We start from the raw sequence: 12,901 nt of genomic DNA, 5'->3' as shown, positions 1-12,901 counted from the left end.
TCGAGTATGTGATCGCCATGAATACTTCAACTGCCAAAGCCCACATTGACCTGTCGCAACCCCGGCGCAAAAACCGCGTGGCCAATCCCGGCTGGTTTCTGGTCAGCCCTTCGGTGGCCCTGTTGCTGCTGTGGATGATCGTGCCGCTGGGCATGACCGTCTATTTCTCGATGATCCGCTACAACCTGCTCGACCCGGGCATCAATGAATTCGTCGGGCTGGATAACTTCACCTACTTTCTGACCGACTCCGGGTTCCTGCCCGGCGCCACCAACACCTTGCTGCTGGTGGGCAGCGTGTTGCTGATCAGCGTGGTGTTCGGTGTGTTGATCAGTGCGCTGCTGGAGGCCAGCGAGTTCTTCGGTCGTGGCATCGTGCGGGTGATGCTGATTTCACCGTTCTTCATCATGCCCACGGTCGGTGCGCTGATCTGGAAGAACCTGATCTTCCACCCGGTGTCCGGGATCCTCGCCTACCTCTGGAAGCTGTTCGGCGCGCAACCGGTGGACTGGCTGGCGCACTACCCGCTGCTGTCGATCATCATCATCGTGTCGTGGCAATGGCTGCCCTTCGCAATCCTGATCCTGATGACCGCCATGCAGTCCCTCGACCAGGAACAGAAAGAAGCCGCCCGCCTCGACGGCGCCGGCCCTGTCGCGATCTTCTGGCACCTGACCCTGCCGCATCTGGCGCGGCCGATTGCCGTGGTGGTGATGATTGAAACCATCTTCCTGCTGTCGGTGTTCGCCGAAATCTTCACCACCACCAACGGCGGCCCCGGCTACGCGTCGACCAACCTCGCCTACCTGATCTACAACCAGGCGCTGGTGCAGTTCGATGTCGGCATGGCCTCGGCCGGCGGCCTGATCGCCGTGGTCATCGCCAACATCGCCGCGATCATTCTGGTGCGGATGATCGGCAAAAACCTGACTGACAAAGCCTGAGGCCTGCCATGACTCTTCAACAATCCCGCCGGCTGCAAAGCCTGCTGCTCGGCACGCTGGCCTGGGCCATCGCGATCATCATTTTCTTCCCGATCTTCTGGATGGTGCTGACCAGTTTCAAGACCGAAATCGACGCTTTCGCCACGCCGCCCCAGTTCATCTTCACGCCGACGCTGGAGAACTACCTGCACATCAACGAGCGCAGTGATTACTTCAGCTTTGCCTGGAACTCGGTGGTGATCTCCTTCAGCGCCACGGCTCTTTGCCTGCTGATCGCGGTGCCGGCGGCCTACTCGATGGCGTTCTACGAAACCCAGCGCACCAAGGGCACGCTGCTGTGGATGCTCTCCACCAAGATGCTGCCGCCGGTAGGCGTGCTGATGCCGATCTACCTGCTGGCCAAGAGTTTCGGCCTGCTCGACACGCGTATTGCGCTGATTGTGATCTACACGCTGATCAACCTGCCGATCGTGGTCTGGATGATTTACACCTACTTCAAGGACATCCCCAAAGACATCCTCGAAGCCGCCCGCCTCGACGGCGCCACGCTGATGCAGGAAATGCTCCGGGTGCTGCTGCCGATCGCCAAGGGCGGGCTGGCCTCGACCGTGCTGCTATCGCTGATCCTGTGCTGGAACGAAGCGTTCTGGTCGCTGAACCTGACCTCGTCCAAAGCCGCGCCGCTGACCGCGCTGATCGCCTCCTACTCAAGCCCCGAAGGATTGTTCTGGGCCAAGTTGTCGGCCGTCTCGACGCTTGCCTGCGCGCCGATCCTGATCTTCGGCTGGATCAGCCAGAAACAACTGGTGCGCGGCCTGTCGTTCGGCGCCGTGAAATAAGAATTCGTATGAGGAGCGCCACCATGGCCAACCTGAAAATCAAGAATCTGCAAAAAGGCTTCGAAGGTTTTTCCATCATCAAGGGCATCGACCTTGAGGTGAACGACAAGGAATTCGTGGTATTCGTCGGCCCGTCGGGCTGCGGCAAATCCACCCTGCTGCGACTGATCGCCGGCCTGGAAGAAGTCAGCGGCGGCACCATCGAACTGGACGGGCGCGACATCACCGAAGTCAGCCCGGCCAAGCGTGATCTGGCGATGGTGTTCCAGACCTACGCGCTGTATCCGCACATGACCGTGAAAAAGAACATGTCGTTCGCCCTCGACCTGGCCGGCGTACCGAAGGCAGAAGTCGAGAAGAAAGTCGGCGAAGCGGCACGGATTCTCGAACTCGGCCCGATGCTCGAACGCAAGCCGAAGCAACTGTCCGGCGGTCAGCGTCAGCGCGTGGCCATCGGCCGGGCGATCGTGCGCAACCCGAAAATATTCCTGTTCGACGAACCGCTGTCCAACCTCGACGCCGCCCTGCGGGTGCAGATGCGCCTGGAGCTGCTGCGCCTGCACAAGGACCTCAAGGCGACGATGATTTACGTGACCCACGATCAGGTCGAAGCCATGACCATGGCCGACAAAGTCGTGGTACTCAATGGCGGCAAGATCGAACAGGTCGGCTCGCCGCTGGACCTGTATCACAACCCCGCCAACCTGTTCGTCGCCGGGTTCCTCGGCACGCCGAAAATGGGTTTCCTCAAGGGCAAGATCGCCCGGGTCGACGGCCAGAGCTGCGAAGTTTCTCTGGACGCCGGCACACGCATCACCCTGCCGTTCAACGCGGCAAACCTGAGCGTCGGCAGCGCCGTGACCCTGGGCATTCGCCCGGAACATCTGGAGCTGGCGCAACCGGGCGACTGCACCCTGCAAGTCACCGCCGACGTCAGCGAACGGCTGGGCAGCGACACCTTCTGCCACGTCAAGACCAACGCCGGCGAAGCCCTGACCATGCGCGTGCGCGGTGATCTGGCAAGCCGTTACGGCGAACAACTGAACCTGCACCTGGATGCCTCCCACTGCCATCTGTTCGATGCCGACGGCGTGGCGTTGACCCGCCCGTTGCGCGCCGCCGCCTGATTTCGAGACTGACCCGATGAAACTCAACAAACAGAACCTCAATCGCCTCGCCGCCGAAGTGAAGTTGCCGGCCTACAGCCTCAGTGACACACGCCAGGGCATCGCCCACATTGGCGTCGGCGGCTTCCATCGCGCGCATCAGGCGTATTACACCGATGCGCTGATGAACACCGGCGAAGCGCTGGACTGGGCGATCTGCGGCGTCGGCCTGCGCACCGAAGACCGCCGCGCCCGTGACGACCTCAAGGAACAGGACTACCTGTTCACCCTGTTCGAACTGGGTGACAGCGACGACACCGAAGTCCGCGTCATCGGTGCGATCCGCGACATGCTGCTGGCCGAGGACAGCGCCCAGGTGCTGATCGACAAACTCGCCGACCCGCAGATCCGCATCGTCTCGCTGACCATCACCGAGGGTGGCTATTGCATCGATGACAGCAACGGCGAGTTCATGACGCACCTGCCACAGATTCAGCACGACCTGACTTACCCGCAACAGCCGCAAACCGTGTTCGGTTTCCTCTGCGCGGCGCTGGCCAGGCGACGTGCGGCGGGCATTCCGGCGTTTACCGTGATGTCCTGCGATAACCTGCCACACAACGGCGCCGTCACCCGCAAGGCACTGCTGGCCTTCACCGCGCTGCTTGACCCGGATTTGCGCGACTGGATCGACGCCAACGTCAGCTTCCCCAACGCCATGGTCGACCGTATCACCCCGATGACCAGCACCGCGCATCGCCTGCAACTGGCGGACAAACACGCCGTCGACGACGCCTGGCCAGTGGTGTGCGAACCGTTTGTGCAATGGGTGCTGGAAGACAAGTTCGTCAACGGCCGCCCGGCCTGGGAAAAGGTCGGCGTGCAGTTCACCGACGATGTTTCGCCCTACGAAGAGATGAAGATCAAACTGCTCAACGGCAGCCATCTGGCCCTGACCTATCTGGGCTTTTTGAAGGGTTACCGCTTCGTCCACGACACCATGAACGACCCACTGTTCGTGCGCTACATGAGCACCTACATGGACCTGGACGTGACCCCGCAACTGGCGCCGGTGCCGGGCATCGACCTGACCGAGTACAAGAACACGCTGGTGGCGCGGTTCTCCAATCAGGCGATTGCCGATCAACTGGAGCGGGTTTGCTCCGATGGTTCGTCGAAGTTTCCCAAGTTCACCATTCCGACGATCAATCGGTTGATTGCGGATGGACGTGAGACCAAACGGGCGGCGTTGGTGGTGGCGGCCTGGGCGTTGTATCTGAAAGGCGTGGATGAGAATGGCGATACTTATTCGATTCCTGATCCTCGGGCGGCGTTTTGTCAGGCGTTGGTGGCGGAGGATTCGCTGATTACTGAGCGGTTGTTGGGGGTTGAAGAAATCTTCGGTACGGCGATACCGCGTTCGACGGAGTTTGTGGCGGCGTTTGAGTGGTGCCTGAAAAGCTTGCGGGAAGAGGGAGTGACGCGGACTCTGGAAAGCATTCTGTCCTGACGGGTGAGGTACTCATGACAACCCAACAACTCTTTCTGGGCATCGACTGCGGCACTCAAGGCACCAAAGCCATCATCCTCGACGCCACCAGCGGTCAGGTGTTGGGCCAGGGCGTCGCCGCCCACACGATGATCAGCGGTGCCAACGGCCGTCGCGAGCAAGACACCGGGCAGTGGCTGGAGGCCTTCGCCCTCGCCACCCGGCGTGCGTTGCTGGCAGCAAATGTCGACGGCCAGTCGATCCTCGGAATCGGCGTTTCCGGCCAGCAACACGGTCTGGTGCTGCTCGATGACCAAGGCCAGGTACTGCGCCCGGCCAAGCTCTGGTGCGACACCGAAACCACCGCAGAAAACGATCGGCTACTGACTTACCTGGGCGGCGAAAGAGGCTCGCTGGAACGCCTCGGCGTGGTCATCGCGCCGGGTTACACCGTCTCCAAACTGCTATGGACCAAGGAACAACATCCCGCCGTTTTCTCACGGATCGCAAAGATCCTGTTGCCACACGACTACCTGAATTTCTGGCTCACCGGCCGTAGTTGCAGCGAATACGGCGACGCATCCGGCACCGGTTATTTCAACGTGCGCACCCGCCAATGGGATTTGCAGTTGCTGCGCGACATCGACGCCAGCGGCCGTCTGCAAGCAGCGCTGCCGGAGCTGATCGACGCCCATCAAGCGGTCGGCACGATCCTGCCGGCGATTGCCGAACAACTGGGTATCAACCCCAACGCATTGGTATCCAGCGGTGGCGGCGACAACATGATGGGCGCCATCGGCACCGGCAATATTCAGCCGGGCGCGATCACCATGAGTCTCGGCTCCTCCGGCACGGTGTACGCCTACGCTGAAGCGCCAAAGGTCAGCCCGGATGCTTCGGTCGCAACCTTCTGCTCGTCCAGCGGCGGCTGGCTGCCGTTGATCTGCACCATGAACCTGACCAACGCTACCGGCGCGATCCGCGAGTTGTTCGAGCTCGATCTCGACGCTTTCAACGCCTTGGTGGCCCAGGCGCCGATCGGCGCTGAAGGCGTGAGCATGCTGCCGTTCCTCAACGGTGAGCGCGTGCCTCCCCTGCCCCACGCCACTGGCAGCCTGCATGGCCTGATGATCGATAACCTGACCCGGGCCAATCTGTGCCGCGCCGCCGTCGAGGGCACCACCTTCGGCCTGCGTTTCGGACTGGATCTATTGCGCCAGAATGGTTTACAAAGCCGCAGCATTTGCCTGATCGGCGGCGGCTCGAAAAGTGCGGTGTGGCGGCAGATCGTCGCCGACATCATGAACACCCCGGTGATCTGCACCGAGCAAAGCGAAGCCGCCGCCCTGGGCGCGGCGATTCAGGCGGCGTGGTGCAAGTCGTGGTCGAACGGCCACGAAGACACCCTGGCCGACCTGTGCGAACGCTGCGTGAAGCTCGACCTGAACAGTGAAACCCTGCCGATTGCCGCGAATGTCGCAGCCTTCCAGCAGGCCTATGAACGCTATCGACTGCATGTCGCAACCTTATAAAGAGCAAACAACTATGTACCTGGTGTGTGGCGAAGCGCTGTTCGATTTCTTCAGCGAAGACGATGCCGGCGGGCAGGCGTCGAAAGTCAATTTCAAGGCGATTGCCGGTGGCTCGCCGTTCAACGTGGCGGTAGGTTTGCGCCGACTGGGCGTGGACTCGGCGCTGTTCGCCGGGTTGTCCACCGACTACCTCGGCCGTCGTTTGCAGCAAGTTCTGAAAGATGAAGGTGTACGCCCGGATTATCTGGTGGACTTCGCGGCGCCGACCACGCTGGCCATGGTCGCGGTGGGTGCCAATGGCTCGCCGCATTACAGCTTCCGGGGCGAAGGCTGCGCTGACCGGCAGTTGAGTCTGGCGCATCTGCCAACGCTGGGGTCTGAAGTGCGCGGTCTGCACTTCGGTTCGTTCTCGCTGGTGGTGCAACCGGTTGCCGATACTCTGCTCGCGCTGATTCAGCGTGAAAGCGGCAAGCGCCTGATCAGCCTCGACCCGAACGTGCGCCTCAATCCCGAACCGAACATCGACCTGTGGCGCGAGCGGATCGCCACACTGGTGCAACTGGCGGACCTGATCAAGGTCAGCGACGAGGATTTGAGCCTGCTGTACCCCGAGCAGGATCCGCAGCGCGTCATCGAAGGCTGGCTGCAGCATCGCTGCCAGGTGGTGTTCCTGACCCGTGGCGGTGAAGGCGCGACCGTGTTCAGTCGTGCTCACGGTTCATGGTCGGTGCCGGCCTCTGCAGTGAAGATCGCCGATACCGTTGGCGCCGGCGATACCTTCCAGGCCGCGTTGATCACCTGGCTGACCGAGCAGGAACTGGATTCGGTGGAAGGTGTACAGCATCTGCAACGCGATCAGATCGACGCCATGCTCAGGTTTGCCGTACAGGCCGCCGCCCTGACCTGCAGCAAGACAGGTCCGGATTTGCCTTATCGCCATCAGTTGACCTGACCGCGTAGACTGGCGCCCTTTTTTGCACGACGGGATGACGGCTTTTGAATTCGGGGCGCACGGTTGGACTTTTGGTATTGGCGGCACTGTTGAGCGGCTGCGGAACATCGCCACCGCGTTCGCCGGAAAACCTCTGCGAAATTTTTCGGGAAAAGAGTGATTGGTACGACGCGGCGCAAGTCACGCAAAAGCGCTGGGGCGTACCGATCCAGGTGCCGTTCGCGATCATGTATCAGGAATCCGGCTACCGCTACGACGCCAAGACCCCGCGCAAATACCTGCTGTGGGTGATTCCGTGGGGTCGCGTCACGACGGCATCGGGTTATGCGCAGGCCAAGGACGAAGTCTGGTCCGACTACCAGAAAAGCACCGGCCGACACGGCGCCGACCGCGAAGACTTCGACGACGCCATCGACTTTGTCGGCTGGTACATGGACAAGACCACCTCGGTCAACGGCGTGTACAAGTACGACGCTTACAACCAGTACCTCAATTACCACGAAGGCTGGGGCGGGTTTCGCCAGAAAACCTATGCCAGCAAGGCGTGGCTGCCGCCGGTGGCGCGCAAGGTACAGAACCGCTCGGACATGTACGGTCAACAATACGCGGCGTGCAAGGATGATTTGAATCGCGGGTTCTGGAGCCGGTTCTGGCACTGGCTCTGATCGCAGGCCAAAAAAAACCATCACGAATTAACTCGCGATGGTTTTTTTCGGCCAATGAACTGAACGGACTTACAACACCGAAAAGTTGTAACTCACAATCAACCGGGTCTCATCCACGTCCCGGGCGAACTTCTCGTAGTTGGTGCGATAGGTCGCATTACGCAAACGCAGGCTGACATCCTTGAACGTGCCGCTCTGGATCACGTACTTCAACTCGCTGTCGCGTTCCCACTCTTTGCCTTCCTGATCGCTGCCCGGAACCTTGATGTGGTCGCCGTTCACGTAACGGGTCAGGAAGCTCAGGCCGTTGATGCCGATCGCTTTGAAGTCGTAGTCGTAACGCAGCTGCCAGGAACGTTCCTGTGCGGCGGCGAAGTCGTTGACCTGCACGTAGTTCACCAGGTACGGGTTGCTGCCATCCAGATACGGCATCGAATTGTCGCCGTTCATGCGCTGCCAGCCGGCGCTGAAGGTGTGGCCGCTGATGCCGTAGGACAGCATGCCGCTCAAGGCACGGTTGTCGATGGAACCGGCTTTCGCATCGCCGCTGTCGGCGCTTTTCAGTAGTCGCAGATCGGCTTTCAACACACCGTCACCCAGCGGCTGGTTGCCCAACAGACCCACGAAGTGCTGGCGATAGATGTCTTCCAGCTCGGCGTAGTGATACTGCGCGGTCAGGCGATCGTTGAACTTGTAGTCGAAGCCGTACATGTCGAAATGATCGGCGGTGACGTTGCAGGCGTAGCGCTTGTTCTTGCAGTGCACGCGAATGTCCTGGGAGTCGGTCGAGTCCCGGGCGGTGTACTTGTCCAGGCGCGCGGCCATGAAAGTCAGGTCCTTCACTTCCTTGGACGTCAGCATCGCACCGTTGAACATGGTCGGCAGCAGGCGGCCGTCGTTGTACTTGAGCAGCGGCAGATCCGGTAGCAGCGCGCCGTATTTCAGCACGGTGTCCGAGACTTTCACCTTGGCCGTCAGGCCCATCTTCGCGTACTGACCTTTCGAACCACGCGGGTTGTCGCCACTGGATGGCAGCAGTCCGCTGTTGCTGCGATCAGGGCTGGAATCGAGCTGGAAACCCGCCATGCCCAGCGCATCGATGCCGAAACCGACGGTGCCTTCGGTATAGCCCGATTGCAGGTTGAGAATGAAACCCTGCGCCGATTCTTCGCGCTTGGATGCGCCCTGATCACTGGAGGTGTGCCCATCACGGAAATCGCGGTTGAAGTACACCGTGCGCGACTCGATCTTCGCCGTGGTGTCTTCGAAAAAACCGCTGGCCTGGACCTGCGCGGTAAAACCGGCGCATAGCACAAAGGCTCCGAAGCCAAACGACTGGCGCGGGGTGATGAGGGGAAATGGGGGACGCATTGAAAACTCCAACAGAACAACGATTGCGCAGGGGCGCAAACAAACCAGAAATAGCTCCCGTCCCGGAACAGTGAAGAACCGGAAGGAAGTGAACACGCGGGGGTGAGCGCCCATGATGGCAGATGGCTTTGACGTGCCACAGGCGACTTTAGTCGGACGCTGAGGGTGTGTTCCGACCAACGCCCGGTCTGCAGGTTAGTACGACGAATCCGACCTGCGTTTCAACCTGCGTCTAGCCGGTCGTGGAAAACACGCCACCAGAGGCCTAAAGTACCGCGGCAAATCGAACGGCGTTTACAACCTAAAAACAAGTGAGTGCGCCAGAAAGCTGGACGCCGACCTCAACTCGATGGATGTACTCAGAGATACATTGAAATGAAAAAGCGGTGGTTACCCTTCATCCTCGCACTTGCCTGTCATCCGGCTTTTGCAGACGCCCAAAAAAACCTTCTGAATTGTCCGCTTTCGGACGGTTCAATCGCATCCCTGCTGTCGACCTCCCGCGACGATGGGCAACGACTCTTCGTCAACATCAACAGCCAGACCGAAACTGCCTTCACCGACATGCCCGATCCGGACTTTGTTGGCGAAGTCGTCATGGCCAAATGCATGGGCTCCAGTTTGGTCTACGCCATGAACTATGGTTCTCCCTATATGAAAGGAGCCGTTTTACACAAAAATCCAGTCAGCGGAACCCTTGAGCGCATTGATTTTGCCGAAAAGGCACTTCCGGTTTCTCTGTACCTGAATGCTCGGCAGATGCGCCTGATCATCCCCAACGAAGGCTATGAGATTCCCGAAAAATTTATCGTCTACGATTTCATCAGCCCGAAAGGCCAGCCGGGAGAACCCAAAGGGATGAATGCGGTGCCTGACAGAAAGGGATTCGAAGTCATTGATCTGAAATGACCGAACAGTCGTGAAACCCTCGTATCCATTGGAGAAACCGCCCGTCCTAGGGGAATGCCCTACTCCTCTCGCGGGCATTTGCGGGTTGTACGAGCCCGGCTAATCCTGCACCATCCGCCCACGCTAATCCAAAGGACGGAAATCAAGGCATGCTGGACGCCAACGCTACCCACATTACCCTCACGCTCGAAGGCGCTTCGGCCGATCTGCAAGTCCTCAGTTTCACCGGTCGCGAAGCCCTCAACGAACCGTTCCGTTTCGACCTCGAACTGGTCAGCGCCCGTCCCGACCTCAACCTTGAAGAACTCCTGCACAAGCCCGGCTGCCTGACCTTCGGCGCCACCGGCGAGGGCAAGATTCATGGTCTGGTGTATCGCATCGAGCAAGGCGACTCCGGCAAGACCCTGACCCGCTACAGCCTCAGCCTGGTGCCACAACTGGCGTACCTGCGGCACAACCATGATCAGCAGATTTTCCAGCAACTGACGGTGCCGAAGATCATCGCCCGGGTCCTGGAAGATCGCGGCATCCTGGCCGACGCCTACAGTTTCCAGCTCGGCGCCGAATATCCGGAACGCGACTACTGCGTGCAGTACGACGAGTCCGACCTGCATTTCATCCAGCGCCTGTGCGAAGAGGAAGGCATTCACTTCCACTTCCAGCACAGCAGCAGCGGCCACAAACTGGTGTTCGGCGATGACCAGACCGTGTTCCGCAAACTGAAACCGGTGAACTACCAGCAAGACTCCGGCATGACCGCCGACAAACCGGTGATCAAGCGATTCAACCTGCGCCTGGAAACCCGCACCAGCCGCGTCAGCCGCCGCGACTACGATTTCGAGAAACCGAAGATCCTGCCCGAGGGCGCAGTCAAATCCGAATTCATGCCGGACCTGGAAGACTACGACTACCCCGGCCGCTTCACGACGCGCGAACGCGGCAAGTTCCTCTCGACCCGAGCGCTGGAGCGCCATCGCAGCGACTACAAACTGGCAGAAGGCAAAGGTGACGAACCGACCCTGACCAGCGGCCATTTCCTGACGCTGGCCGAACACCCGCGCGCCGAGTGGAACGACATGTGGCTGCTGCTGGAAATCTTCCACGAAGGCAAGCAACCGCAAGTGCTGGGCGAAAACGTCACCAGCGACGTCACCGACAACAAGAGCGATTTCCACCAGGGCTACCGCAACAGCTTCGTCGCCACCCCGTGGGACGCGCACTACCGCCCTGCCCTCGAACACCCGAAACCGAAAGTCCTCGGCAGCCAGACCGCCATCGTCACCGGCCCCGCCGGCGAAGAGATCCACTGCGATCAGTACGGCCGCGTGAAAGTGCAATTCCACTGGGACCGCGACGGCCAGGCTGACGACAAGACCACTTGCTGGATGCGCGTCGCCAGCGGCTGGGCCGGCGCGGCCTATGGCGGGATCGCCATTCCACGGATCGGCATGGAAGTGCTGGTGACCTTCCTTGAAGGCGACCCCGACCAGCCGCTGGTCACCGGTTGCCTGTACCACAAGGAAAACGTCGTCCCCTACGACCTGCCGGCGAACAAGACCCGCAGCACCTTCAAGACCCTCAGCTCCCCAGGCGGCAAGGGCTACAACGAGTTCCGCATCGAAGACAAGAAAGGCGCAGAACAGATCTACATCCACGCCCAGCGCGACTGGGACGAAAACATCGAGCACGACCAGAAGATTCGCGTTGGCAATGAACGGCATGACACCGTTGAAGCCAATGTTTTAAGTGAATTCAAGGTCGAAGAGCACCGCATCACTCATCTGGATCGTGTCAGTGAGATGCGGGCGAATGATCACCTGACCGTGGGCGTGACCCAGCATGTGAAGGTCGGCACCGGTCAGTTCGTCGAGGCGGGCACGGAGATTCATTACCACGCCGGCGAAAAAGTGGTGATCGAAGGCGGAATGGAACTGACGGCGAAGGCTGGCGGCAGTTTCGTCAAAGTCGATGCTGGCGGCGTGACCATCAGTGGTGCCGAGGTGAAGGCCAATACCGGCGGTGCGCCGGGGGTGGGTTCCGGTATCCAGATTCTAGACCCGGTCATTCCGTGGGCCGCTGCCAAGGACAAGCCCGGCGCCCTGCTCGTCCCGGCTGCCGTCCAAATGGCATTGGCCAAAGCAGCGCGCAAGGCAGGCGACACCCGTTGCCCGATCTGCGAGGCCTGCCGCGAAGGCAAATGTGATCTGGGAGCCGTGGCATGAGTGATGCGCTCAACAACTGGCTGGGCGAACAGTCTCGTCTCAATCGCGTCCTGATCCTCGCACTCGACAGCCTCGCCGAACCGAACCCGGTCACGCCGTTGTACAGCGCCGGCGTAATGCAGCGCTCGGTGCAGCTCTATCGACGTACCGAGTTCGCCCAGTTCGCGTCCATCAGCCCATGGCTGACCGAACTCGAAAATCCGGGCAACGAAGCGTTCCGCAAGCTGCTGGATGATCCACAGCGCAATTGGGGCTGGATCGGCAGCATGGACAAGGCCGACCTCGACAGCCTGACCCAGCACTGGATCGCCCGCATGGTCATCGACGAGGATGGCGACCGCTCACTGTTCCGCTTCCAGGACAACCGCGTACTCGCCCGTTGCTTGGCCAACATGAAAGAAACCGAATGGCCGCTGCTGCTCGGGCCGATCAGCAGCGTGCTGTATTGGGATGAGGATCAGTGGAAAAGCGCGGATAACAGCAGGCCGGGCATGTATGCGGTGCCGAATCCGGCGCCTTGGCTGCAAGTCCCTACCCCGCCGGAACGAACCCGCGAAATCCTGCGTGCCAACCTGAAACGCTGGCTGCTGGTGTATCACGCCGAAACCGCTGCAAAACTTTCCGAAACCCGCCCCATCCTCGAATGGCTGGAAGAACAGATGGACCTGCTCGAAGCCTTGCAATGGAACACGCCGGAGCAGCGGGAGTTCATGTTGACCCTGCGCCTCGATCCCAGGAATGCCGAGGACCTGGCCTGGCAGCCCCTGCCGGGGGAAACGCCGGAGAAGCATTTCGAGCGGTGCGAACGTTTTTTCGCCGATCACAGCGACGCCGCCGCACTGAATTGAATTCAAGACCTTGGGCGTCACTCG

Annotated in this window: 11 protein-coding genes; 10 read left to right on the top strand and 1 reads right to left on the bottom strand. The window is 60.4% G+C overall.

Annotated elements, in window-relative coordinates; genetic code table 11:
- Positions 1-17 precede the first annotated feature (17 nt).
- From IF199_RS14550 to IF199_RS14520, 7 genes are read left to right on the top strand one after another with little or no spacing between them, the layout of a single operon-like run.
- Positions 18-944 carry a carbohydrate ABC transporter permease gene (locus tag IF199_RS14550; protein WP_119426385.1) on the top strand — a complete coding sequence of 309 codons (927 nt, stop codon included), beginning with the start codon at positions 18-20 and terminating at the stop codon, positions 942-944.
- Positions 945-952: 8 nt separating this feature from the next.
- Positions 953-1,783, top strand: a complete 831-nt coding sequence (locus tag IF199_RS14545; RefSeq protein WP_096820359.1) for a carbohydrate ABC transporter permease — start codon at positions 953-955, stop codon at positions 1,781-1,783.
- A 23-nt stretch (positions 1,784-1,806) separates the two neighbouring features.
- Positions 1,807-2,910, top strand: a complete 1,104-nt coding sequence (locus tag IF199_RS14540; RefSeq protein WP_096820358.1) for an ABC transporter ATP-binding protein — start codon at positions 1,807-1,809, stop codon at positions 2,908-2,910.
- A 16-nt stretch (positions 2,911-2,926) separates the two neighbouring features.
- Positions 2,927-4,399: a mannitol dehydrogenase family protein gene (locus IF199_RS14535; protein ID WP_192560855.1), complete on the top strand. Its 1,473-nt coding sequence runs from the start codon at positions 2,927-2,929 to the stop codon at positions 4,397-4,399.
- Between the two features lie 14 nt (positions 4,400-4,413).
- Positions 4,414-5,910, top strand: coding sequence for a xylulokinase (gene xylB / locus IF199_RS14530; RefSeq protein WP_192560854.1), 1,497 nt, complete (start codon positions 4,414-4,416; stop codon positions 5,908-5,910).
- Between the two features lie 13 nt (positions 5,911-5,923).
- On the top strand, positions 5,924-6,862 hold the full coding sequence (locus IF199_RS14525) for a carbohydrate kinase family protein (protein ID WP_192560853.1): 939 nt from the start codon (positions 5,924-5,926) through the stop codon (positions 6,860-6,862).
- A 44-nt stretch (positions 6,863-6,906) separates the two neighbouring features.
- Complete coding sequence (locus tag IF199_RS14520; RefSeq protein ID WP_096820354.1) at positions 6,907-7,527, top strand: transglycosylase SLT domain-containing protein; 621 nt, start codon at positions 6,907-6,909, stop codon at positions 7,525-7,527.
- Positions 7,528-7,596: 69 nt separating this feature from the next.
- On the opposite strand, the gene IF199_RS14515 is transcribed toward IF199_RS14520, so the two are convergent.
- Positions 7,597-8,898 carry an OprD family porin gene (locus IF199_RS14515; RefSeq protein WP_192560852.1) on the bottom strand — a complete coding sequence of 434 codons (1,302 nt, stop codon included), beginning with the start codon at positions 8,896-8,898 and terminating at the stop codon, positions 7,597-7,599.
- A gap of 375 nt (positions 8,899-9,273) precedes the next feature.
- Here IF199_RS14515 and IF199_RS14510 point away from each other — a divergent pair, with 375 nt between their 5' ends.
- The 3 genes from IF199_RS14510 (at position 9,274) to IF199_RS14500 (ending at position 12,877) form a co-directional block, all read left to right on the top strand.
- Positions 9,274-9,807 carry a hypothetical protein gene (locus IF199_RS14510; RefSeq protein WP_192560851.1) on the top strand — a complete coding sequence of 178 codons (534 nt, stop codon included), beginning with the start codon at positions 9,274-9,276 and terminating at the stop codon, positions 9,805-9,807.
- Positions 9,808-9,956: 149 nt separating this feature from the next.
- Entirely contained in the window at positions 9,957-12,029 is a 2,073-nt protein-coding gene (locus IF199_RS14505) for a type VI secretion system Vgr family protein (RefSeq protein ID WP_192560850.1), read from the top strand.
- Positions 12,026-12,877, top strand: a complete 852-nt coding sequence (locus IF199_RS14500; RefSeq protein WP_192560849.1) for a DUF4123 domain-containing protein — start codon at positions 12,026-12,028, stop codon at positions 12,875-12,877. The genes IF199_RS14505 and IF199_RS14500 overlap by 4 nt, the downstream gene beginning before the upstream one ends.
- Positions 12,878-12,901 lie beyond the last annotated feature (24 nt).

Source organism: Pseudomonas allokribbensis, assembly GCF_014863605.1.
In the GTDB taxonomy this organism is placed as follows: Bacteria; Pseudomonadota; Gammaproteobacteria; order Pseudomonadales; family Pseudomonadaceae; genus Aquipseudomonas; species Aquipseudomonas allokribbensis.
The sequence above is the reverse complement of the archived record's forward strand: the minus strand, read 5'-3'. Positions and strand labels throughout refer to the sequence as shown.